Annotated in this window: 20 protein-coding genes; 12 read left to right on the forward strand and 8 right to left on the reverse strand. The window is 70.4% G+C overall.

The window, feature by feature from the left end:
- The first annotated feature begins 345 nt into the window (after window positions 1-345).
- Together ACZ1DY_RS14425 and ACZ1DY_RS14430 are read left to right on the forward strand one after the other, a co-directional pair.
- A complete protein-coding gene (locus ACZ1DY_RS14425; protein WP_126734898.1) occupies window positions 346-1,200 on the forward strand; it encodes a M23 family metallopeptidase in 855 nt (284 codons plus the stop codon).
- Window positions 1,201-1,348: 148 nt separating this feature from the next.
- Window positions 1,349-2,413: a DUF4192 domain-containing protein gene (locus tag ACZ1DY_RS14430; protein ID WP_465484664.1), complete on the forward strand. Its 1,065-nt coding sequence runs from the start codon at window positions 1,349-1,351 to the stop codon at window positions 2,411-2,413.
- Here the strand turns inward: ACZ1DY_RS14430 and galE are convergent.
- From galE to ACZ1DY_RS14445, 3 genes are all read right to left on the reverse strand, one after another.
- Complete coding sequence (galE, locus tag ACZ1DY_RS14435) at window positions 2,388-3,341, reverse strand: UDP-glucose 4-epimerase GalE (protein WP_371878894.1); 954 nt, start codon at window positions 3,339-3,341, stop codon at window positions 2,388-2,390. The genes ACZ1DY_RS14430 and galE overlap by 26 nt on opposite strands.
- Window positions 3,342-3,614: 273 nt before the next feature.
- Entirely contained in the window at window positions 3,615-4,796 is a 1,182-nt protein-coding gene (gene galK, locus ACZ1DY_RS14440; protein ID WP_465484665.1) for a galactokinase, read from the reverse strand.
- Entirely contained in the window at window positions 4,793-5,512 is a 720-nt protein-coding gene (locus tag ACZ1DY_RS14445; RefSeq protein WP_126734895.1) for a metal-dependent transcriptional regulator, read from the reverse strand. Before ACZ1DY_RS14445 ends, galK begins: the two co-directional genes overlap by 4 nt.
- A gap of 108 nt (window positions 5,513-5,620) precedes the next feature.
- Between ACZ1DY_RS14445 and ACZ1DY_RS14450 the strand changes: the two genes are divergently transcribed.
- The 3 genes from ACZ1DY_RS14450 to ACZ1DY_RS14460 are packed head-to-tail and all read left to right on the forward strand — an operon-like array spanning window position 5,621 to window position 10,392.
- Window positions 5,621-6,469, forward strand: coding sequence for a sulfurtransferase (locus ACZ1DY_RS14450; protein ID WP_465484666.1), 849 nt, complete (start codon window positions 5,621-5,623; stop codon window positions 6,467-6,469).
- A 55-nt stretch (window positions 6,470-6,524) separates the two neighbouring features.
- On the forward strand, window positions 6,525-7,697 hold the full coding sequence (locus ACZ1DY_RS14455) for an acetoin utilization protein AcuC (RefSeq protein WP_257488018.1): 1,173 nt from the start codon (window positions 6,525-6,527) through the stop codon (window positions 7,695-7,697).
- A gap of 1 nt (window position 7,698) precedes the next feature.
- Entirely contained in the window at window positions 7,699-10,392 is a 2,694-nt protein-coding gene (locus tag ACZ1DY_RS14460) for a bifunctional acetate--CoA ligase family protein/GNAT family N-acetyltransferase (RefSeq protein ID WP_465484667.1), read from the forward strand.
- On the opposite strand, the gene ACZ1DY_RS14465 is transcribed toward ACZ1DY_RS14460, so the two are convergent.
- Window positions 10,376-10,810 carry an SgcJ/EcaC family oxidoreductase gene (locus ACZ1DY_RS14465; RefSeq protein ID WP_465484668.1) on the reverse strand — a complete coding sequence of 145 codons (435 nt, stop codon included), beginning with the start codon at window positions 10,808-10,810 and terminating at the stop codon, window positions 10,376-10,378. The two genes, ACZ1DY_RS14460 and ACZ1DY_RS14465, sit on opposite strands and share 17 nt — an antisense overlap.
- Window positions 10,811-10,875: 65 nt before the next feature.
- Between ACZ1DY_RS14465 and ACZ1DY_RS14470 the strand changes: the two genes are divergently transcribed.
- On the forward strand, window positions 10,876-11,481 hold the full coding sequence (locus tag ACZ1DY_RS14470; protein WP_465484669.1) for a TetR/AcrR family transcriptional regulator: 606 nt from the start codon (window positions 10,876-10,878) through the stop codon (window positions 11,479-11,481).
- Here ACZ1DY_RS14470 and ACZ1DY_RS14475 read toward each other — a convergent pair.
- The 4 genes from ACZ1DY_RS14475 to ACZ1DY_RS14490 all read right to left on the reverse strand — a co-directional run bounded on the left by ACZ1DY_RS14475 (window position 11,433) and on the right by ACZ1DY_RS14490 (window position 16,432).
- Complete coding sequence (locus ACZ1DY_RS14475; protein ID WP_465484670.1) at window positions 11,433-12,530, reverse strand: alpha/beta hydrolase family protein; 1,098 nt, start codon at window positions 12,528-12,530, stop codon at window positions 11,433-11,435. The genes ACZ1DY_RS14470 and ACZ1DY_RS14475 overlap by 49 nt on opposite strands.
- Before the next feature lie 129 nt (window positions 12,531-12,659).
- Window positions 12,660-14,171, reverse strand: a complete 1,512-nt coding sequence (locus tag ACZ1DY_RS14480) for a long-chain-fatty-acid--CoA ligase (RefSeq protein WP_465484671.1) — start codon at window positions 14,169-14,171, stop codon at window positions 12,660-12,662.
- Complete coding sequence (locus ACZ1DY_RS14485) at window positions 14,168-15,241, reverse strand: acyl-CoA dehydrogenase family protein (RefSeq protein WP_457956266.1); 1,074 nt, start codon at window positions 15,239-15,241, stop codon at window positions 14,168-14,170. Before ACZ1DY_RS14485 ends, ACZ1DY_RS14480 begins: the two co-directional genes overlap by 4 nt.
- A 9-nt stretch (window positions 15,242-15,250) precedes the next feature.
- Window positions 15,251-16,432, reverse strand: coding sequence for an acyl-CoA dehydrogenase family protein (locus ACZ1DY_RS14490; protein ID WP_126734886.1), 1,182 nt, complete (start codon window positions 16,430-16,432; stop codon window positions 15,251-15,253).
- Between the two features lie 102 nt (window positions 16,433-16,534).
- On the opposite strand from ACZ1DY_RS14490, the gene ACZ1DY_RS14495 reads away from it, so the two are divergent.
- The 6 genes from ACZ1DY_RS14495 (at window position 16,535) to ACZ1DY_RS14520 (ending at window position 21,519) form a co-directional block, all read left to right on the forward strand.
- Window positions 16,535-16,726, forward strand: coding sequence for a ferredoxin (locus ACZ1DY_RS14495; RefSeq protein WP_465484672.1), 192 nt, complete (start codon window positions 16,535-16,537; stop codon window positions 16,724-16,726).
- Window positions 16,727-16,797: 71 nt separating this feature from the next.
- Window positions 16,798-17,682, forward strand: a complete 885-nt coding sequence (locus ACZ1DY_RS14500; protein ID WP_465484673.1) for a 3-oxoacyl-ACP reductase — start codon at window positions 16,798-16,800, stop codon at window positions 17,680-17,682.
- A gap of 16 nt (window positions 17,683-17,698) precedes the next feature.
- On the forward strand, window positions 17,699-18,460 hold the full coding sequence (locus ACZ1DY_RS14505) for a glucose 1-dehydrogenase (RefSeq protein WP_465484674.1): 762 nt from the start codon (window positions 17,699-17,701) through the stop codon (window positions 18,458-18,460).
- A 92-nt stretch (window positions 18,461-18,552) separates the two neighbouring features.
- A complete protein-coding gene (locus ACZ1DY_RS14510; RefSeq protein WP_125675589.1) occupies window positions 18,553-19,338 on the forward strand; it encodes an MlaE family ABC transporter permease in 786 nt (261 codons plus the stop codon).
- 1 nt (window position 19,339) lies between these two features.
- Window positions 19,340-20,188, forward strand: a complete 849-nt coding sequence (locus ACZ1DY_RS14515; protein ID WP_034322613.1) for an MlaE family ABC transporter permease — start codon at window positions 19,340-19,342, stop codon at window positions 20,186-20,188.
- The gene (locus ACZ1DY_RS14520; protein WP_257488010.1) at window positions 20,185-21,519 is read left to right on the forward strand and encodes an MCE family protein; all 1,335 of its coding nucleotides are present in this window, start codon (window positions 20,185-20,187) and stop codon (window positions 21,517-21,519) included. Before ACZ1DY_RS14515 ends, ACZ1DY_RS14520 begins: the two co-directional genes overlap by 4 nt.
- The last annotated feature ends 284 nt before the right edge of the window (window positions 21,520-21,803 follow it).

Genomic DNA, 21,803 nt, shown 5'->3' on the forward strand with positions numbered 1-21,803 from the left:
CGGCCGTAGGCGTGTCGCGAAAGCCACTTTCGCAACCTCCAGCGTTGTGAAAGTGGCTTTCGCAACGTCACGCCGCGGCCATCGACCCCAGCCAGAATCCACTGGGTAACCAAACCCCGGACGACACGGAACACGCACGGCCGACGACGGGCGTTGCCGACGGCCTCGCAGGCGTCGCGAAAGCCACTTTCGGGACACCTGATGTCTCGAAAGTGGCTTTCGCGACACGCGATGCGGGCGCGCGGCTGCCGGAAAACCCCGACCCGACCTCGGGCTTGTACGGAAAATGTATTTCCTCCGGCTTTGCTTCGGGCCGTCCGGCTTCCCCACCTGATGGAGGTCTCCATGTCCAGGTTGCGCCGTTTCGCAGTGCTCGCCGCGGCCGCCGTCATCCCCGCGCTCGGCCTGACCCTCGCCGGTACGACGCAGGCGTCGGCCGCCCCGAACTTCCAGGTCCCGTTCAAATGCGGCGTCACGGTCACGGCGGCGACGTTCAGCGGGCACAGCCCGGCCAACTCGGTCGACTTCCAGAAGTCGGGTATCACCGGGATGCCGGTGCTGGCGTCGGCGGGCGGCACCGTCACCCGGGTCGCCAACGAGGGCAGCACGAGCTACGGGCGCTGGGTCGAAATCGACCACGGCGGCGGCTGGCGTACCCGGTACGCGCACTTGTCGACCCAGTCGGTCTCGGTCGGCCAGGCCGTCAGCCTCGGCAAGCAGATCGGCACGGCCGGGGCGACCGGCGGCGTGACCGGTCCCCACCTGCACTTCGAACAGCGGCTCAACGGGGTCGCGCAGAAGGCGGTGCTGCACGGGGTCGCGGTGCCGTACTACGGCCACACCAACTTCACCAGCAAGAACTCGTGCGGTGGTAACCCGTACTCGGCCACCGAGGTGTGCGGCAGCGGGTTCTCGGTCGTCGACTCGCAGGCGCTCGCGAACGGGTCTGGCACCGCGTACCTGCTCTACAACGCGTCGACCAAGGCCAACTGCGTCACCACGCTGAAGGCGGTTTCGCTCGGTACCGCTTCGCCGGTTTCGGCGTTCCTCGAAGTCCAGGGTTCGGCTCGCGTGACCGACTCCGGCAGCTTCACCTACTACGCCGGACCGGTGAAGAAGACGGCCGCCGCGACCTGCGTCAAGTGGGGCGGCTCGGTCGGGTCGAATACCTACGAGAGCCCGTTCGAACACTGCGGCTGACCCCGCGGGGCCGGGCACTGTAGATCACCCCACCGACAGGATCGGCGTCCCCGCGTCCGGCCCGCGGCGGTTGTCCACAACGGTCCCGGCTGTCCACAGATTGTCGTGCCCTCACCCGGCGGCCCCATTCCCGCCGCAGGGTGGGGGCATGACCACATCCACTCCGACCGGCAGGACCAAGGTCGATCTGACGGATCCGGCGGACCTGCTCGCCGCGATCCCGTACCTCCTCGGCTTCCACCCCGAGGACTCCGTCGTCGTCTTGGGCCTGCGCGGCCCGGGACGTATGCAGCAGGGCCTCGTCATGCGAGCGGACCTGCCGCCGCCCGGCCTGGAACACGACGGGGCCCGTGAACTCGCGGTCAGGCTCGCCGTGACCGGCCACACCGGTGCCACCGTCGCGGTGATCGGCGGTGGCACCGCGAACAAGGCCGGGCGGCCACCACGCCGGCGGTTCGTCCGGCGCCTGGAAGCCGTGCTGGCCGAGTACGAGATCTCGCCGAAGCATTCGGTGTGGGCGCCGCGGATCGCCGCCGGCGTGCGCTGGGGCTGCTACCGGGAAAAGACCTGTGGCGGACTCCTGCCGGACCCGCGCGACTCGGTGGCCGCCGCGGTCGTCACCGGTGCGGGGCAGATCACCCACGCGAGCCGGGACGAGCTCGAGCGCCTCTTCGATCCCGTCGCGCCGGAGACGCTCGCCCGGCGTGCCGATCTCCTCACCAGGATGGCCGACCCGCCGTGGCGAGGCCGGGATCCCGTCCAGGCGGGAGTCGCCGAGGTGAACGCCGCGCTCACCCGGGCGGACGGCGGCGACCTGGCGATCACCGACGACCAGGCGGTCCGGCTGGCCTGGGCGCTTTCCCTGGTCGAGGTCAGGGACGCCTGTGTGCTCACCGCCGCGCCGGCGGACTCACGGCTCGCCCGCGCCGCGGAGGACCTCTGGCTCACCTTGGCCAGGGAACTCCCGGCGCCCGAAATGGCCGAGGCACTCGTCCTGAAGGCGCACGCCGCCTACGTCCGGGGAGACCTGGCGACCGCCGGGATCGCCTTGGTCAGGGCCACCGAAGCCGACCCCGATCACGGGCTGGCGAGGCTGCTGACCGCGGCCCTGCACGCGATGGTGGAGCCGTCCGAGCTGTCCGGAGCGGTCCTGCGGCAGCGAGCCGGAGGACCGCCCGAGATCGGCCTCAGGCGTTCCGGCGGGACCGGGTGAACGCCCAGGCGTCGGCGACGATGCCGTCGAGGTCGGTGCGCTCGGGCTTCCAGCCGAGTTCGTCCCCGGCCCGCTCGCTGGAGGCCACCAGCACCGACGGGTCGCCCGCCCGGCGCGGAGCGACCGCGGCGGGGATCTCGTGGCCGGTGGTGCGGCGGCACGCCTCGATCACCTCGAGCACCGAGAAACCGGTGCCGCTGCCGAGGTTGTAGATGCGGTGTTCGCCTTCGGCCGCGTGGCGGAGGGCCAGCTGGTGCGCGTCGGCGAGGTCGACCACGTGGATGTAGTCGCGGATGGCGGTGCCGTCCGCGGTCGGGTAGTCGTCACCGAAGATCTGGATCCGCTCGCGATCCCCGGTGGCGACCTGGAGTACGAGGGGGATCAGGTGGGTTTCGGTGGTGTGCCGCTCGCCGAAGGAGCCGTAGGCGCCGGCGACGTTGAAGTAGCGCAGGCTGACGGCGGCGATGCCGTGGGCACGCGAGAACGAGGTGATCGCGTGGTCGATGGCCAGCTTCGTGGCGCCGTAGGTGTTGGTCGGCTGGGTCGGCGCCGTCTCCGGGATGGGGGAGGACTCGGGCTCGCCGTAGGTGGCCGCGGTGGAGGAGAACACCAGCCGCTTCGTGCCGTGGTCGCGCATCGCTTCGAGCAGGCGGAGCGAGGTCAGGACGTTGCCTTCCCAGTACTTCGCCGGATCCGTCATCGACTCGCCGACCAGCGACTTGGCGGCGAAGTGGAGCACACCGTCGAAGCCGTCGCCGAGCATCCGCCGGGCGACTTCGGCCGCGTCGCCCTCGACGAAGGTGGCGTCCGGGTGCACCGCGTCGGCGTGCCCGGTGGAGAGGTCGTCGACCACGGTGACGTCGTGCCCGGCCTCGACGAGGCGGGCCGCGCAGACGCTGCCCACATAACCGGCTCCGCCCGTCACCATCAGCTTCAGGGTCTTGGTCGGTTCGTCGGTCACGTTCGCGCCTTTCTGCTGCGGATGCGGTCGCGGCTCAGTGTCCTCGCCCCCGGCCACCGGCCGCGCCCCGGGGTGCGGTCCACGGAGCCCGGCCTCAGCGTGTTACGCCTTCAAGCACGCGAGTTACGTCCCCAAGCACGCGAGTTACGTCCCCAAGCACGCGTGTTGCGGGCCTGGACACGCGAGTCACGCCGAAGCGGCCTTCGCGGCACGCCTCGGCATCACGGGGCAGCCCACTCGCTAGAGCTCGTCGCGGCCCGCGCCGCGCGACGGCACGGCGGTGAACAGCCTGGGGTGGCGCAGATCCGCCGCTTCGTACGCGGCCTTCACCGCTCGCCCGACGGCGTCCACATCGGACTCGCGGACCAGCGCGATCGCCGAGCCACCGAAGCCGCCGCCGGTCATCCGCGCGCCGAGCGCCCCGGCTTCGCGGGCCGAATCGACGGCGAGGTCGAGTTCACGGGTGGAGATCCGGTAGTCGTCGCGCATGCTCGCATGCGAGCCGTCGAGGTGAGGACCGATCTCGGTGATGCGGCCCGCCCGCAGCAGGTCCACGGTGTCGAGGACGCGCTGGTTCTCCGTCACCACGTGGCGTACCAGGGGCACGAGTTCTTCGGGCAGCTTGCCGAGCGCGGCGTCGAGCCCGTCGACGTCGATGTCCCTCAGCGCCTTCACCTCGAGCAGTTCCGCGGCGCGTTCACAGCCCCGGCGGCGTTCGCCGTAGCCGCCCTCGGCGTGCGAATGCTTCGTGCGGGTGTCCATGATCAGGATCCGGACGCCGGATTCCTCCAGCGGGAACGGCACCTGTTCCAGCTCGCCGGAGCGGACGTCGAGGAACAGCACGTTCGATTCCGTGCAGCACAGGGAAGCGGTCTGGTCGAGCAGGCCGGTCGGCGCCCCGACGAAGTCGTTCTCCGAACGCTGCACCCAACGGGCCACTTCGTGCAGGCTCGGCGAACCCCCGCCGGTGCCCGGAGTGGTACCCGCCAGCCCCAGCAGGGCGAGCGCGACGGCGCATTCGAGCGCGTGGGAGGAGGACAAGCCGGCCCCCGAGGGCACGTTTCCCGCGATGGCCACGTCCGCGCCGCCGCCGAGGCCCTGGTCACGCAGGACCCACGCGACCCCCGCCGGGTACGCGGCCCACCCCTCGACCGAGCCGGGCCGCAGGCCTGCGACCGTGAGCGGGCCGGATTCCTGGACCCTGCCGTCCGAGCCGAGGGTGGCCACGGTCAGCACACCGTCCTCGCGCGGCGTCGCCGCGGCGGCGAGCCGGTGCGGGAGGGCGAAGGGCAGCACGAAACCGTCGTTGTAGTCGGTGTGCTCACCGATCAGGTTCACCCGGCCCGGTGCGGACCAGACCCCGGCCGGAGCCCGGCCGTGGAGGGCCTGGAAGGTCTCCGCGGCGTCGGACGCGGCGCTCACCTGGCCTGCGCCAGCACGGCGTGCAGCGCCGACACGGGCACCTGCGCGGTGCTGCTCCCGCCGGTGACCTCGATGGTGCCGCCGGGCGCCGTCTTGCCGACCTTGACCCGGCTGCCGGGCACGATGCCGACCGACTTGAGCTCCGTCATCAGCGTCTCGTCCAGCTGCACGTGCTCGGCGATGCGGCGGATCTCGACCTCGCCGCCACCCATGCGGGCGAACTCGTCGAGCCGCACGAGGTCGGCTTCGGCGGGCGGAGCGGGTTCGCCGTCGCCGAGCTTGTCGAGCCCCGGGATCGGGTTGCCGTAGGGCGACGTGGTGGGGTGGTCGAGCAGCTTGACCAGCTTGCGCTCGACGGCCTCGCTCATCACGTGTTCCCAGCGGCAGGCCTCGTTGTGGACGTGCTCCCATTCCAGGCCGATGACGTCGACCAGGAGGCGCTCGGCCAGCCGGTGCTTGCGCATGACCGCGATGGCGAGTTCGCGACCGTGCTCGGTCAGCTGCAGATGCCTGTCGTCCGCGACCACGACCAGTCCGTCGCGCTCCATCCTGGCGACGGTCTGGCTCACGGTCGGGCCGCTCTGCTGCAGCCGCTCCGCGATCCGGGCCCGCAGCGGGACGACACCTTCTTCTTCGAGCTCGTAGATGGTACGCAAGTACATCTCTGTGGTGTCGATGAGATCGTTCACGCTGTCCCCTTCGTCCGCGTTGCTCATCGTAGTCGCTGGCACCGACAGCGACGCAGGCGTGGGGAGAACAAGCATCGAGGCGGGAAAAGTCCCCCAAGCTGGGCAGGGAGCCCTGGGGCACGGAAAGATGGGCCCATGCGCCCCATGATCACCACCAGCGAACTCGCCGCGCGGCTCTCCGGGCCGGAATCGGCACGCTCCGTAGTGCTCGACGTCCGCTGGCGGCTCACCGGCCCGCCCGGTGCCGATTCCTACCGTGAGGCGCATCTCCCGGGCGCGGTGTACGTCGACCTCGACACGGCGCTCGCCGGGGAGCCGGGCGACGGCGGCCGTCATCCGCTCCCCGAGCCGGAGACGCTGCAGCGGCATCTGCGGGCGGCCGGGGTCCGCGCCGGTCACCCGGTCGTGGTCTACGACGACGCCGACGGTTCGGTCGCGGCCAGGGCGTGGTGGCTGCTGCGCTGGGCCGGGCACGCCGAGGTCGCCGTGCTGGACGGCGGGTTCGCGGCGTGGGCCGAGGAGGAGCGCCCCGTCACCGACGAGGTGCCTTCACCCGAGGAGGGGGACATCGTCGTGAAGCCCGGCGGCATGCCGGTGCTGGACGCGGCCGAGGCGGCGACGCTCGCCAGGGACGGCTTGCTCTTCGACGCGCGGGCCAGGCCCAGGTACGCGGGGGAGACCGAGCCGATCGACCCGCGCGCCGGGCACATCCCCGGCGCGGTCAACGCGCCCTTCTCCGGGCACCTCGGCGAGGACGGGCGCTGGCGCGACGCCTCGGAACTGGCCGAGCGGTTCGAAGGCCTCGGCGTGACCCCGGAGACCCCGGTCGGTGTCTACTGTGGATCGGGCGTCACCGCCTCGTCCGTCGTGCTCGCGCTGGAGGTCGCCGGCCATCCGGAGCCGGCGGCGTTGTACGCGGGTTCGTGGTCGCACTGGTCGCGCGATCCGGAGCGCCCGGTGGCCACCGGGGATCTGCCCGGCTGACCCGCGGGCGTCCGGAACGACGCACGGGCCGCGTCCGGGCACTAGAGTTCGGACCATGCGAGCACCGGCCGTCGTATGGGACTCCTCGCTGCTGGGCTACGACCTCGGCGGCGAGCATCCGTTCAATCCGGTGCGGCTCGAACTGACCATCCGGCTCGCCACCGAGCTCGGCGTGCTCGACGGCGTCGAGCTGCTCGTCCCCGGCCCGGCCGGGGAAGACGAGCTGCGCCGCGTGCACCTCGGCGAGTACATCGAGGCCGTGCGGCAGGCGCCGATGACCGGCGCCGACTTCGCGCACGGGCTCGGCACCGAGGACAACCCGGTGTTCACCGGGATGCACGAGGCTTCCGCGCTGGTGGTGGGCTCGACGCTGCTGGCCGCGCGGAAGATCGCCGAGGGCGAGGCGACCAGGGCGGTGAACATCGCCGGCGGGCTGCACCACGCGATGCCGGGCAAGGCGTCGGGGTTCTGCGTCTACAACGACTGCTCGGTGGCGATCTCGTGGCTGCTCGACCACGGTTTCGACCGTGTCGCCTACGTCGACACCGACGTCCATCACGGCGACGGCGTGCAGACGGCGTTCTACGACGATCCGCGCGTGCTGACCGTTTCCCTGCATCAGCACCCCTTCACGTTGTGGCCGGGAACGGGCTACTCGGCGGAGATCGGCAAGGGCGGGGCCGAGGGCACCGCGGTCAACCTCCCGCTGCCGCCCGGCACCCGCGACGGCGGCTGGCTGCGGGCGTTCGAGGCGGTGGTGCCGTCGCTGCTGGAACAGTTCCGGCCGCAGATCCTCGTCACCCAGTGCGGCGTCGACTCGCACGAGGAAGACCCGCTGGCGGATCTCTCGCTGTCGGTGGACGGCCATCGCGCCATCTACCGGCGGCTGCGTGAGCTGTCCGAAGCACACGCCGGTGGCCGCTGGCTCGCCGTGGGCGGCGGTGGTTACCAGCTGATCCGGGTGGTGCCGCGCTCCTGGACCCATCTCCTCGCGACCGTGCTCGGCCGCGACGTCGACCCGGCGACGGCGCTGCCGCCGAACTGGGTCGCGTCGATCTCCAGGGCGGCGCCGCAGGCAGAGCTTCCGGCCGGCATGTCCGACGGCCGCGAGACCACGTTCGTCCCGTGGGGAGACGGAGCGGACGAGCCGGTCGACATCGCCATCCGTGACACCCGCCGCGCGATCTTCCCGCTGCACGGCCTCGATCCGGACGATCCGAGGGACTGACATGGCCAGTGAGGACACCAAACGCGACCCGTACGACTTCCCGCGCGAGTGGGAGGCCGACGTCCTGCTCTCCGACGGCGGCACGGTGCACCTGCGCCCGGTGATCCCCAGCGACGCCGACGGGCTCGTCGCCTTCCACGGCAGGCTGTCCGAACGCACCCGCTACTTCCGGTACTTCGGCGCCTATCCGCGGATCCCGCAGCGCGACCTCGAACGGTTCTCCGTCGTCGACCACCACGACCGCGTCGCCTTCGTCGCGCTGCTGGGCGACGACATCGTCGCGGTCGGCCGGTACGAACGGCTCGAACACGGACCGTCGGCCGAGGTCGCGTTCGTCGTCGACGACGCCCACCAGGGCCGCGGGCTCGGGTCGATCCTGCTGGAACATCTGGCCGCCGCCGCATCGGAATGCGGGCTTCGCCGCTTCGTCGCCGAAGTGCTCGCCGAGAACGCGGCCATGGTCCGCGTGTTCCGCGACGCGGGCTACCAGGTCAGCCGCGAGATCGAAGAAGGCGTGCTGCACCTGGAGTTCGACATCGACCCGACCGAGGAGTCGCTCGCGGTCGCCCGGTCCCGGGAGCAGGCCGCCGAGGCGCGCAGCGTGCACAATCTGCTGCACCCGAAGTCGGTCGCGGTGATCGGCGCGTCCACCGATCCGACGAAGATCGGCTACGTCGCCCTCACGAACCTGCTCAGCGCCGACTTCGCCGGCACCGTCTACCCGGTCAACCCCGAGCACAAGTCCGTCCGCGGCGTCCGTGCCTATCCGTCCGTCGTGGACATCCCCGAGGACGTCGACCTCGCGCTGGTCGCCGTGCCCGCCGAGGCCGTCGAGTCCGTTTTGGACGGTGCACTGGCCAAGGGGGTCAAGACCCTTCTGATCGTCTCGGGCGGATTCGCCGAGGCCGGGCCGCACGGGCTGCACGCCGAGCTGAGACTGGTCGGCGAGGCCAGGGCGCACGGGATGCGGGTCGTCGGCCCGAACGCGCTGGGCGTGCTCAACACCGACGCCTCGGTCCGGCTCAATGCCACCCTCGCACCCCGCCTGCCCGCGCGCGGCCGCACCGGGTTCTTCTGCCAGTCCGGCGCGCTGGGCACCGCGATCCTCGCGGACGCCGAGTCGCGCGGCCTCGGGTTGTCGACGTTCGTCTCGGCGGGGAACCGGGCCGACGTCTCCGGCAACGACCTGCTCCAGTACTGGGAGACCGACCCGGCGACCGACCTCGTCCTGCTGTACCTGGAATCGTTCGGCAATCCGCGCAAGTTCGCGCGGCTCGCCCGGCGGCTGGCGCGGACGAAACCGGTGGTCGCGGTGAAATCCGGCAGGCACGCGGTCCGCCCGCAGCTCGCCGCGACGTCGGCGGAGGTCGACGAGTCCAGCGTCCAGGCCTTGTTCGAGCAGGCGGGTGTCGTCCGCGTCGACACGCTCGCGCAGCTCTTCGACACCGCGCTGGTCTTCGCCCACCAGCCGCTGCCCGCCGGGCCCCGGATCGCCATCGTGGGCAATTCCAGCGCCATCGGGCTGCTCGCCGCGGACACCGCGCGGGCGCACGGCCTCCGGCTGACCTCGGACCCGGTCGACGTCGGGCCGCAGGCGAGCCCGGAGGAGTTCGCCGCGGCCGTGCGCGAGGCGCTCAACTCGCCGGAGACCGACGCGCTGGTCGTGGTCTTCGTGCCGCCGCTCGCGATCCCTGGCACCGCGTACGCCCGCGCGTTGCGGGAGGCCGTCGTCGAGATGGACAAGAACAAGCCGATCGTGTCGACCTTCCTCGCCGTCGAAGGCGTGCCGGACGAACTCGCCGTGCTGTCCGAGGACGGCGTGCCGACGCGGGGTTCGGTCCCGTCGTACCCCAGCCCCGAACGCGCGGTGAACGCGCTCGCGCGGGTCGTGCGCTACGCCGCCTGGCGGCAGCGGCCGCAGGGAAACCTGGTGCGTCCCGCCGGCCTGCACGCCGAACAGGCGCAAGTGATCGTCGCCGAACTGCTGGCGGGCGAGGACGGCAAGACGACCCTGCTGTCCGACGACGACGTGGTCCGGCTCCTGGGCTGCTACGGCATCGACGTCGTCCCGTTCCGGGTGGTGACGTCCGCGGACGAAGCGGTGAAGACGGCCGAGGAGCTGGGCTTCCCGGTCACCCTCAAGGCCGTCGACGAACGGCTGCGCGGCAGGCCGGACCTGGCGGGCGTGCGGCTCGATCTGTCCTCTGTGGACGGAGTGCGCCGGGCGTATCTCGACCTGCGGGAGATCTCCGGCGACGACGAGGTCTACGTCCAGCGGATGGCACCCAAGGGCATTTCGTGCGTGGTCGGGCTGCAGGACGATCCGTCATTCGGCACGCTCGTGTCGTTCGGTCTCTCCGGCCTGGTCAGCACGCTGCTGGGGGACAGGGCCTACCGGGCGGTCCCGCTCACCGACGTCGACGCTGCCACGCTGCTGCGCGAGCCGCGGACTTCGCCGCTGTTGACCGGGTACCGCGGCGACGAACCGGCGGATCTGGCCGCGCTCCAGGACATCGTGTTGCGCGTCGCGGCGCTCGCCGAGGACAATCCCGAGGTCCGCTCGATGACGCTCGACCCGATTCTGGCGTCACCGGACGGTGCCTTCGTCGCCAACGCGCGGATCGTGCTGGGTCCGCCACCGTCCCGGCCCGACACGGGGCCGCGACGGCTGCGGCCGATCAACGCCCCTGCTTGAGCCATTCCTGGGGCGAGCGGGCCGCTAGGTCCGCGTCGTGGCCGGCGAACGCCGCGATATCCCGCTTGATCGTGTTGTGGAACGCGACGATCAGCCCGTCGTGGACGAGTTTCGACTGCACCGCCTCAGCTTTCCCGGCCAGGGGACCGGCGGGGATGGTCAGCTTGGTGGCGGTGTGCACGAGATCGAACCCGCCGCCGAGCGGACGGCTCGACACCTGACGGATCCGCAGCGTGCTGCCCCGGTAGACGGTGTCGAAGATGTTCTGGCTCTCGCGCGCGATCGTCGCGCGGCCGCGCTGGATGCGGCCGACGACGTCGACGAAATCCGCGTCCTCGGCGAAATTCGCGGCCCACGCCTCGCCGTCGCCCGCGTTCCAGGCGCGTTCCAGCGCGGTGATGATCTCCTCGGTGGTCATCGCTATCCTTTCCTGTAACGACGATCCATAAATTAGAACAACGTTCCAACTTTCAAGGAGCATACATGCCCGCGGACCTTCCCGGCATCGTCCGGTTGCGTGACCGTCGTGAGGCGCTGACGCTGCGCACGATCCTGACGGCGGCCCGCGGCCTCTTCGCCGAGCGCGGGTACGCGCGGACACCGATCCGCCTCATCGCCCAGGAAGCGGGGGTGTCCCCGCAGACCATCTACGCGCACTTCGGTTCGAAGGCCGGGGTCCTCGGCGGTCTCGTCGACCTCCTCGACGACGAGGCCGGGATCCCCGACGTCGTCGCCGAGGCGCAGCGGACCGAGGACCCGGTCGCGCTGCTCGGCCTGCTGGCCACGGTCGCCCGCCAGGTCCGGGAACGCTGCGGTGACATCGTCGCGATGCTGAGCTCCGGCGCCGCCGTCGATCCGGACATCGCCGCGACCCAGGCGGAAGGCGCCCGGCGTAACCGGCTCGGCGTCGAGATGGTCGTCGGCCGTATCCGCGAGAGCGGGCGCGCGGTGGTGCCCAGGGCCGCGGACGTCGCCGTGGCCCTGATGAGCGCCGACGTCCACACCAGCCTCGTCACCGAGGCCGGGTGGAGTCACGACGACTACGAAGCCTGGCTCAAGGAAACGTTGGTCATGTCGCTGCTTCGGTGACGCAGTGTCTTGCCGAAGAACTCCGAGAGCCGGGTGCGCTGTTCGGCGACGCTGCGCGCGGGATCGATGGTGCCCACGAACGCGGCCGGGGCATTGCCCAATTGCGGCAACAGCGTCTGGTAGTCGGTGAAACTGAAATGCTCGCCGTCCGGCAGCCGCACTTCGCGCGTCCAGCCACGCTGGTTGCGGAGGAACTCCTGCCAGGACGCGTCCGACGCGGCGCTGTGGTCACCGGCGCTCATCAACAGGAACGGCCGGTCCAGCCCCTCGTCGGCGACGCGGCCGAAGATCCGCTGCGACTGCGAGTGGGCCATGCTGCCGTCCAGATCCGCCCCGGCGACGATGCGCCGGTCGCTCACCATCGTCTCGCCCGCGGTGAACCCGCCGGCGGAGTGGCCGAACATGCCGGCCTGGCTCAGTCCGAGTGAGTCGAGCACGAAACGCGTGTCCCGGACGCGAGTGTCGATCACGCGCTTCGACACCTCGATACTCGACGGCGGCAAGGATTTCTTCGCGACGCGGCCGCCGGGGAACTCCACCGCTTCCGCTTCGTGGGTGTGGTCGATGGCCACGACGACGTAGCCCTCGCTCGCGAGTTGTTCCTGGTGGGTGGTGCCGTGCGAACGCGACAAGGTGCCGCCGGGCGAATACAGCACGACGGGCCGCTTGCCACCGATCGCGGGAGCGCCGACCCGGGAGTGGGTGGGGAAGCGGTAGTCGAGCCGATCCGCCGCCATACCCAGCTTGACGGCGTCGCCCTCGGCCACGACCTTCGCGACACCTGGCGCCATGTACGGCGCTTTCGGCTTTCCGCTCGGCAAAGCCGGGTACCGCACGGTGACCATCAATTCCCTTGGCACACCGGGAACCCACGGGTCCTGGCGGGAGTGGTCGACGAGATGGAGGTCGGTGCTGCCGACGGCGTACGGACCCGTCGGTGCGGGAAGACTCAAGCGGACGGGCGCCGCCGACGCGGGCGGGGTGAGGAGGACGGCGGGCAGGGCGAGAGCGGTCGCCAGTACGCCGATCCGGCGCGTTGTTCGTTTCATGGCACCGAACGTAGGCAACGCGCCCGGCCGCGGACATCGGGAAGATCACCCGTCCCGACCCTGAGATCCACTCCGCATTTAGTCCTCTGGATGCGGTAGTTGCCAACGCGAACTACCGCATCCAGAGGACTAAATGCGGGGGTAGTGGAGCTCGTGGGCGTCGCGGGTCCCGTCGGCGGCCAGGTCGCGTTTGAGGACCTTGTGTGTGGCGGTCCGCGGGAGTTCGGCGAGCGTCCGTACGAACCGGGGCCGCTGCTTCGGCCCCAGATCGCCTTGCGCGGCAACGAAAGCGGCGAGCTCGTCGGCGTCGATCGGCGTCCGGCAGACCAGGGCGGCCATCACCTGGTCGCCCACCCGCGGATCCGGCACCCCGTACACGGCGGCCTCGCTGACCGCGGGATGCCGCAGGAGCGCGCGCTCGATCGGGGCCGTGCCGAGGTTCTCGCCGTCGACGCGCAGCCAGTCGCCGAGCCGCCCGGCGAAGTAGCAGTAGCCGTCCGCGTCGAGGTAGGCCAGGTCGCCGGTGTGGTACATCCCGTCGCGCATCCGCTCGGCCTCGGCCGCCGGATCCCCGTAGTACCCGGCGAAGAAGCCGGGACCGCCGGTGTTGACCAGTTCGCCGACCGCCTCGGCGGCATTGAGCAGCTTCCCGCGCGCGTCGAATTCCGCCGGAGGACAGGGTTTCCCGGTCTCCGGGTCGAGGACGGCGACGCCGTCGAGCAGCCGGCCGAGCGAACCGGCCGGGGTGGTGGCGTCCCGTCCGAAGTTCACGCCGCCCTCGGTCGAACCGAAGGCGTCGACCACGTGGCAGCCGAATCGCTTGCCGAATGCGGCGAGGTCGGCCTCCGCGCCTTCGTTGCCGTAGACCAGTTTCAACGGGTTGTCGGCGTCGTCGTCCTGCTCAGGAGTGGTGAGCACATAGGACAGTGGCTTGCCGACGTAGTTGGCGTACGTCGCCCCGAAATTCCGGACGTCCGGCAGGAAGCCGGAGGCCGAGAACCGCCGCCGCAACGCGATCCCCGCGCCGGCGGCGAGCCCGACCGACCAGCCCGCCATGATGGCGTTGGAGTGGAACATCGGCATCGACACGTACACGGTGTCCTCTGTGGACAGACCGAACCGGGTGGCCAGCATCTCGCCGGGGTAGGCGATCTTGCCGTGCGTGCACCGGACCGCCTTCGGGTCCCCGCTGGTGCCGGAGGTGAAGATCAGCATGAGCAGGTCTTCCGGCTTCGCGGCCACCGGCTCGGCAGCCGCCGGCACCGGCTCCAGCTCGCTCAGCGGCAGCACCGGCACGTTGGCCTCGGACAGCAGCGGAAGGTACTTCTCCTCGGCGAACACGAGCTCGCAGTCGGCCAGCGCGACGTCGCGGGCCAGCGCCGCGCCCCGGCGCGTGGGGTTCAGGCCGACCAGCACGTGTCCCGAGAGCGCCGCCCCGCCGAGCAGGAACGAGAACTCGGGAACGTTGTCCGCCAACAGCCCGAAGTGTCCGCCTGGCCGAAGGATCCCGGTGAGCGCGGCGGCGTGTCCGGCGCAAGCCCGGACGTGCTCGGCCCAGGACCAGCGCCGGTCTTCGAACAGCAGGCCGGTCGAGCGGTCCTCCGCCCGCGCGAGCAGGAGTTCCGTGACCGTGGGGGTCATGCCGGGTCCGCGGCCAGCAGGTCGCCGAGCCCCCGCAGCTGCGCGGTCGCCCCGCCCAGGGTGAACTCGAGCCGCTTCGCCGCGACGAAGTAGCGATGCAGGGTGTGGTCGACGTCGATGCCGACCCCGCCGTGGACGTGCACGGCGGTGTGCGCGACCCGGTGCCCGGCCTCGGCCGTCCAGAACTTCGCCGTCGCGACCTCTTCGGCCGCCGGAAGCCCTTCGCTCAGCCGCCAGGCCGCCTGCCACAACGTCAGCCGGACGGCTTCGACGTCGACGTAGGCGTCGGCGAGCCGCTGCCGCACCGCCTGGAAACTCCCGATGAGGTTGCCGAATTGCTTGCGTTCCCGCGCATACGCCGCGGTCAGCTCCAGCGCCCGCTCGACCACGCCGAGCTGCTGCGCGCAGACGCCGACCGTGCCCCGCAGCCGCAGCCATTCACCGATGTCGCCCAAGGACGTGGCGGCCTTCGCACCGGACAGCTCGACGAGCGCCGCGTCCGCGTGGTCGACCGTCCGCTGCGGCGAGACCGTCACGGCGTCCCGGTCGAGCAGGAACACCTGCCGTCCGCCGTCGATGGCGGCCTCGACGAGGAACCCGTGCGCGAACGCCCCCGAGGGCACCGCGGTCTGCGCGCCGGTCAGCCGCCAGCCGTCACCGTCGGCCTCGGCGGTGAACCCGCAGGGCACGCCGTAGTCCGGCAGCGCCACCGCGAGGACGTGGTCACCGCGCAGGACCGGGACGATCCAGCGCTCGGCCAGCCGCCCGTCGCCGAATTCCGCGACCGCGGCCGCGCCCATCACGACGGACGTCAGATACGGGACGGGCGCGACCGCGCGCCCGATCTCGGCCAGCACGGAACACTGCTCCAGCAGCCCGAACCCGCCACCGCCGACCGACTGCGGCAGCGCCGCGTCGAGCACCCCGGCCTGCGCCAGCGCCGTCCACAGTGGAGCGTCGAAGCCGCCGGAACCGTGCGGCCCCAGCACGTCGGGGGTGACCTTGTCCGTCAGGATCCGGCGCGTGAGCGAAGCGAGATCCTGCTGCGCTTCGGTGAGCGTGAAGTCCATCGATATCTCCTAGCGCGTGACGGGCAGGCCGAGGGCGGTCGCGGCGATCATGTCCCGCTGGATCTCGTTGGTCCCGCCGCCGAAGGTGAGGATCAGCGAAGACCGGTGCAGCCGTTCGATCCGGCCGCGCAACTGGGCGCCGGGGGAGCCCTCGCGGACCACGGCGCCCGCGCCGAGGATCTCCATCATCAGCCGGTACGCCTCGGTCGCGAACTCCGTGCCGAACACCTTCGTCGCCGACGCCTCCGCCGGGCCTAGGTCGCCGCTCGCGGCCGCCCAGGCGATCCGCCAGTTCCGCAGCTTCAGGTACTCGGCGTGCGTGTGGATCCGCGCCAGGTGCAGCCGTACCCACGGCTGGTCGATGACGCGGGAGCCGTCCGGCAGTTTCGTGGTCTGCGCCCAGCTCCGCACCTCGCGCAGCGACGTCTGGATCGGGGCGGCCGAGGTCAGCGCGACGCGTTCGTGGTTGAGCTGGTTCGTGATGAGCGGCCAGCCCTCGTTCTCCCCGGCGACCCGGGAGGTCACCGGCACGCGCACGTCGTCGTAGTAGGTCGCGCTCGTGCCCGGCCCGGCGACCGTGTGCACCTTCGTCCAGGAGAAACCGGGGGCCGAGGTCGGCACGATCAGCATGCTCAGCCCCTTGTGCTTGCGGGCGTCGGGGTCGGTGCGGGCGGCGAGCCAGACGTAGTCGGCGTATTCGATCAGGCTCGTCCACATCTTCTGGCCGTTGATGACGTAGTCGTCGCCGTCGCGGACCGCGCGGGTGCGCAGGGACGCCAGGTCGGTGCCCGCGCCCGGCTCGGAGTAGCCGATCGCGAAGTGCAGCTCGCCGGCGGCGATCTTCGGCAGGTAGAACGCCTTCTGTTCTTCGGTGCCGTAGCGCATGATGGTCGGCCCGACGGTGTTCACCGTGAGGAACGGGACGGGCACCCCCGCCGCGGCCGCCTCGTCGGTGAAGACGAGCTGGTCGAGCATCGGCCGGTCCTGCCCGCCGTACTCGCGGGGCCAGCCGATCGCGAGCCAGCCCGCGCTGCCGAGATCGCGGACGATTTCCTTGTACACCAGGCCGTCGCCGTACTCGCCACCGTCACCGGCCAGGGCTTCACGGCGTTCGGGGGTCATCAGCCCGGCGAAGTACTCCCTGAGTTCCGCCGCCAGCGCCCGCTGCTCCGGCGTGTAGTCGATCCGCATCCGTCACCTCTGCCGTCGGTGCTCGTTACTGGTGCCATGGCCGCTCGCGGCGGTAAGGTAGAACCTGTTCTAGTTGTACCAGTGTGGCGGCGAGGAGGGAATATGGAGATCGACGTCGATCGCTCGCTCTGTGAGGCGAACGCGATCTGTGTCGGCTTCGCGCCCAAGGTCTTCGATCTCGACGACGACGAGGAGCTTGTCCTCGCATCGGCGGAAGTTCCGCAGAACCAAGTAGAACGTGTTACTCAGGCTGTGGCGAGCTGCCCGAAAAACGCCCTGCTCATACGTGGTTAGCACCGTTTATTTGATGCTTGCATCGAGCAAGAACAGATTCTACTGTGTGCGGAGAGGCAAGGAGGCCTGGAGTGAGCTTGGACGGCAGGACGGCCATCGTGACCGGGGCCGGCGCGGGACTCGGCCGGGCCGAGGCGCTGGCGCTGGCCGCGGCGGGAGCGTCGGTGGTGGTCAACGACGTGTCGGCCGCGGCGCAGGCGGTGGCCGACGAGATCGAGGCCGAGGGTGGCAAGGCCGTCGCGGTCACCGGCGACGTGTCGGAGTCCGCGACCGCGGACGCGCTGCTCACCGCCGCCGTCGACCACTTCGGCGGGCTGCACGTCCTGGTCAACAACGCGGGCGTGCTGCGCGACCGGATGCTGTTCTCGATGTCCGACGACGAATGGGACACCGTGCTCCGCGTCCACCTGCGCGGGCATTTCCTGCTTTCCCGCAACGCCGGGGCGTACTGGCGCGACAAGTCCAAAGTGGACGGAGCGCCGGTGTACGGCCGCGTGGTCAACACCGCGTCGGAGTCGTTCCTGCTCGGCGCGCCCGGCCAGCCGAACTACGCCGCGGCCAAGGCGGGTATCGCCGCGCTCACCGTCTCCACCGCACGCGGTCTTTCGCGGTACGGCGTCCGCGCCAACGCGATCTGCCCGCGTGCCCGCACGGCGATGACCGAAGGGGTCTTCGGCGCCGACGCGCCGGAAGGGATCGACCCGCTGTCGGTCGACCACGTCGCGCCGTTCGTGTCCTTCCTCTGCTCGCCGGACGCCGATCGCGTCAACGGCCAGGTGTTCCTCGTCTACGGCGGGATGGTCGCGCTGATGCGGCCGCCGTCGGTGGAACAGCGGTTCGACACCGTCAACGGCACCTGGACCCCCGAAGAACTCGCCACCAGCGTGGGCGGCTACTTCGCCGACCGCGACCCGGAACGGATGTTCTCCGCGTCCGAGATCATGTCGCTGCCGTGAATCGGAGGAGATGACGATGGGCAGGCTCGACGGCAAGGTAGCGCTGATCACCGGCGGCGCCCGCGGGCAGGGCGAGGCGGCCGCGCGGCTGTTCGTCGCCGAGGGCGCGCGCGTGGTGATCGCCGACATCAACGACCTCGACGGCAAGAAACTCGCGGCCGATCTGGGCGAGTCCGCGGTCTACCAGCATCTCGACGTCGGCGACGAGGCCGAATGGGAAGCCGCGATCGAGCGCACCGTCTCGGAGTTCGGCCCGCCGACCGTGCTGGTCAACAACGCGGGCATCCTGCATTTCTCGGAACTGGGCAAGACCACGCTCGCCGACTACGAACGCGTCATCCGGGTCAACCAGATCGGGGCGTTTCTCGGGATGCGTTCGGTCGTTGAACCGATGACCGGGGCCGGAGGCGGCTCCATCGTCAACGTGTCCTCCGTCGAAGGGCTCGCTGGGATGCCGTTCCTCGTCGCCTACACCGCGAGCAAGTTCGCGATCCGCGGGATGACCAAGGTCGCCGCGCTCGAACTCGGCGCGAAGAACATCCGCGTCAACTCGGTCCATCCCGGCGCGATCGACACCCCGATGGTCGCGGCCGCCGCGGGCGGGCAGAAAGTCGACATGTCGTGGGTGGGCAAGAAGGTCGCCCTCGGCCGCGTCGGGCAGCCGGAGGACATCGCGAAGCTCGTGCTGTTCCTGGCGAGTGACGAAAGTTCGTACAGCACGGGCGCGGAGTTCATCGCCGATGGTGGCGCCACGGCCACGCATGCTCTCAAGTTCTGACGCGGAGGTGCCGAGAGCAAAGTGAACACCGCTAACGCAATGGGGCGTTGACAGGTGGAGTAAGACTCGGGGCAGGCGAGCTGGGAGGTTCTGTGGGAGCGACGGTGTCCGTCCCCGGTACGGGTGCGCTCACACAGGTCGGCAGGCTCGCGACCCTGTCGTGGGAGGTCCTGCGCGCGATCTTCAAGCGCCCGTTCCAGTTCCGCGAATGGATCCAGCAGTGCTGGTTCTTCGCCAGCGTCACGATCCTGCCGACGGCACTGGTGGCGATCCCGTTCGGCGCCGTCATCGCGCTGCAGCTGGGCTCGCTGACACAGCAGATCGGCGCGCAGTCGTTCACCGGTGCGGCGAGCGCGCTCGCGATCGTGCAGCAGGCGAGCCCGCTGATCACCGCGCTGCTGGTGGCGGGCGCGGGCGGGAGCGCGGTCTGCGCCGACATCGGCGCCCGCAAGATCCGCGAAGAGATCGACGCGATGGAAGTCCTCGGGGTCAACCCGATCCAGCGCCTGATCGTGCCCCGCGTGCTCGCCGCGATCGTGGTTTCGGTGCTGCTGAACGGTTTGGTCAGCGTCGTCGGCGTGCTCGGCGGTTATTTCTTCAATGTCGTCATGCAGGGCGGCACCCCGGGCGCGTACCTCGCCAGCTTCAACGCGCTCGCCCAGGTACCGGATCTGTGGATCAGCGAGATCAAGGCGCTCCTCTACGGTTTCGTCGCCGGGGTGGTCGCGGCGTTCCGCGGGCTGAACCCGGCCGGCGGGCCGAAGGGCGTCGGCGACGCGGTGAACCAGGCCGTGGTCATCACGTTCCTGCTGCTGTTCCTGATCAACGTCGTGCTGACCGCGATCTACCTGCGGATCGTCCCGCCGAAGGCGATGTGACATGGCAGGCGAACCCGCTGTCTCCGACCGGACGCTCGAAATCATCGCGCGTCCCGGCGCGATGCTGGAAGGCTTCGGCGGTCAGCTGTCGTTCTACTTCCGCGCGCTGGCCTGGACCCCGCGCACGATCCGGCGCTACGGCCGCGAGATCTTCCGCCTGCTGACCGAGGTCAGCTTCGGCACCGGCGCGCTGGCGGTGATCGGCGGGACGCTCGGCGTGATGATCGGGATGACGCTGTTCACCGGCCTCATCGTCGGCCTGCAGGGCTACTCGGCGCTGAACCAGCTCGGCACCGCCGCGCTCACCGGGTTCATCTCGGCCTACTTCAACACCCGCGAAGTCGCGCCGCTTTCGGCCGGGCTCGCGCTCTCGGCCACCGTCGGATGCGGGTTCACCGCGCAACTCGGCGCGATGAAGATCTCGGAGGAGATCGACGCGCTCGAAGTGATGGGCGTGCCGAGCCTGCCGTATCTGGTGACGACACGGGTAATCGCCGGCGTCACCGCCGTCATTCCGCTCTACGCCGTCGGCCTGCTTTCGTCGTACCTCGCCTCGCGGCAGATCACCATCTGGCTCTACGGCCAGTCCGCGGGCACCTACGACCATTACTTCACGCTGTTCCTGCCGCCCGAGGACGTGCTCTGGTCGTTCCTCAAGGTGATCATCTTCAGCGTGCTCGTGATCCTTTCGCATTGCTACTACGGCTACACCGCCAGCGGTGGGCCCGCCGGGGTCGGCGTCGCGGTCGGGCGCGCGGTGCGGACGTCGATCGTGCTGATCTCGGTCCTCGACTTCTTCCTCAGCCTCGCGATCTGGGGCGCCACGACGACGGTGAGGATTTCCGGGTGAACAGGAGGATTCTGCTGCAGCGGCTCCGGCACCAGGTGCTGGGGCTGATCTTCCTCGTGGTGGTCGTGCTGTTCTTCGTCACCACCATCGCCTTCTACCAGAAGGCCTTCACCACGGTGACGCTGGTGAAACTGGAGACCGACCGCATCGGCAACCAGATGCGCGAAGGCGCGGACGTGAAGGTGCGGGGGATGGTCGTCGGCGAGGTCCGGACGATCCAGGCGCACGGTGATCGGGCGACGATGGATCTGGCGCTGCAGCCGGACAAGACGTCGGTCATCCCGTCGAACGTGTCCGCGCGGCTGCTGCCGAAGACGTTGTTCGGCGAACGGTACGTCGCTTTGCAGATCCCGGAGAAGCCGGAGCGGCACATCGCCGAGGGCGACGTCATCCCGCAGGACCGCAGCAGCAGCGCGATCGAGCTGGAAACCGTGCTCGGCAACGTGATGCCGCTGCTGCAGGCCGTCCAGCCGGAGAAGATGGCCAGCACGCTCAACGCCGTCGCGTCCGCTTTGGACGGTCAGGGCAAGCAGCTCGGCGCGACGATGGCGGGGCTTTCGGATTACCTCGGCAAGGTGAACCCGTCGCTGCCCGACCTGAAGGCCGACATCACCGGGATCGCCGACGCCGCCAAGATCTACGACAAGGCCGCACCGGATCTGCTGGCCGCGCTTTCGGATCTGACCACCACGAGCAAGACACTGGTCGAGAGCCAGCGCGGGCTCGCCGACGTCTACTCGACGGTGACGGCGGCTTCGATCGACCTGACGAGTTTCCTGAAGGTGAACCAGGACAACCTGATCCGCCTCACCACCAACCTTCAGCCCACGTTGGACGTTCTCGCGAAATACGCGCCGGAATACCCGTGCCTGCTCAAGCAGCTCGCCGGATCGGTGCCGCGCGCGGAACTCGCGTTCGGCAAGGGCACCGCGCATCCCGAGGTCAGCCGGGTGACGATCGAGTTCACGCCGAGCCGGGGCAAGTACCTGCCCGGGGTCGACGAGCCGAAGTACAACGACAAACGCGGGCCGCGATGCTACCCGGAGGTGCCGCCGCCGGGCCGCTGGCCGCAGTACCCGCCGGACGGCGCCATCGACGACGGATCCTCGAAGCCCGCGCCGCCGCGCGACCCCGACGGCAGGCTGCCGTCGAACGGGACCATTCCCGCGGGCGGGAACGCGGGTGGGTCGGTGGTGAACTCGCCGGACGAGCAACGGCTGATCGACCTGCTCGTGTCGCCGGCGATGGGCACGACGCCGGATCAGGTGCCGAACTGGGGGAGCCTGCTGGTCGGGCCGCTGTACCGCGGGGCGGAGGTGGAGCTGCGATGAGGACTCGGCCGAGCTCGCCGGGCGCCGGGCGACGTCGCGAAAGCCACTTTCGCGACCTCTGGTGTCCCGAAAGTGGCTTTCGCGACATGCGCGCGGTGGGTGCGGGCGTGACCCCCGGCTGCCCGCCGGTCGCCCCGACGCCCGCCCGGCCGGCGTTGCGAAAGTGGCTTTCGCAACCTTCAACGTTGCGAAAGCCACTTTCGCAACGCGCTCGGCCCGCGGCGGCAGGAAGCGACCGGACACGCTGGGGGCTCGTGAGCGGTAAGGGTGGTTCTAACCGTCCT

This window comes from Amycolatopsis sp. PSD-21, from assembly GCF_055561455.1.

What these genes read in the sequence shown, in the direction of transcription:
- ACZ1DY_RS14425 (WP_126734898.1), top strand. Translation starts at nt 346, where the DNA reads ATGTCCAGGTTGCGCCGTTTCGCAGTGCTCGCCGCGGCCGCCGTCATC.
- ACZ1DY_RS14430 (WP_465484664.1), top strand. Translation starts at nt 1,349, where the DNA reads ATGACCACATCCACTCCGACCGGCAGGACCAAGGTCGATCTGACGGAT.
- galE (WP_371878894.1), bottom strand. Translation starts at nt 3,341, where the DNA reads ATGGTGACGGGCGGAGCCGGTTATGTGGGCAGCGTCTGCGCGGCCCGC.
- ACZ1DY_RS14445 (WP_126734895.1), bottom strand. Translation starts at nt 5,512, where the DNA reads ATGAGCAACGCGGACGAAGGGGACAGCGTGAACGATCTCATCGACACC.
- ACZ1DY_RS14450 (WP_465484666.1), top strand. Translation starts at nt 5,621, where the DNA reads ATGCGCCCCATGATCACCACCAGCGAACTCGCCGCGCGGCTCTCCGGG.
- ACZ1DY_RS14455 (WP_257488018.1), top strand. Translation starts at nt 6,525, where the DNA reads ATGCGAGCACCGGCCGTCGTATGGGACTCCTCGCTGCTGGGCTACGAC.
- ACZ1DY_RS14460 (WP_465484667.1), top strand. Translation starts at nt 7,699, where the DNA reads ATGGCCAGTGAGGACACCAAACGCGACCCGTACGACTTCCCGCGCGAG.
- ACZ1DY_RS14465 (WP_465484668.1), bottom strand. Translation starts at nt 10,810, where the DNA reads ATGACCACCGAGGAGATCATCACCGCGCTGGAACGCGCCTGGAACGCG.
- ACZ1DY_RS14470 (WP_465484669.1), top strand. Translation starts at nt 10,876, where the DNA reads ATGCCCGCGGACCTTCCCGGCATCGTCCGGTTGCGTGACCGTCGTGAG.
- ACZ1DY_RS14475 (WP_465484670.1), bottom strand. Translation starts at nt 12,530, where the DNA reads ATGAAACGAACAACGCGCCGGATCGGCGTACTGGCGACCGCTCTCGCC.
- ACZ1DY_RS14480 (WP_465484671.1), bottom strand. Translation starts at nt 14,171, where the DNA reads ATGACCCCCACGGTCACGGAACTCCTGCTCGCGCGGGCGGAGGACCGC.
- ACZ1DY_RS14485 (WP_457956266.1), bottom strand. Translation starts at nt 15,241, where the DNA reads ATGGACTTCACGCTCACCGAAGCGCAGCAGGATCTCGCTTCGCTCACG.
- ACZ1DY_RS14490 (WP_126734886.1), bottom strand. Translation starts at nt 16,432, where the DNA reads ATGCGGATCGACTACACGCCGGAGCAGCGGGCGCTGGCGGCGGAACTC.
- ACZ1DY_RS14495 (WP_465484672.1), top strand. Translation starts at nt 16,535, where the DNA reads ATGGAGATCGACGTCGATCGCTCGCTCTGTGAGGCGAACGCGATCTGT.
- ACZ1DY_RS14505 (WP_465484674.1), top strand. Translation starts at nt 17,699, where the DNA reads ATGGGCAGGCTCGACGGCAAGGTAGCGCTGATCACCGGCGGCGCCCGC.
- ACZ1DY_RS14515 (WP_034322613.1), top strand. Translation starts at nt 19,340, where the DNA reads ATGGCAGGCGAACCCGCTGTCTCCGACCGGACGCTCGAAATCATCGCG.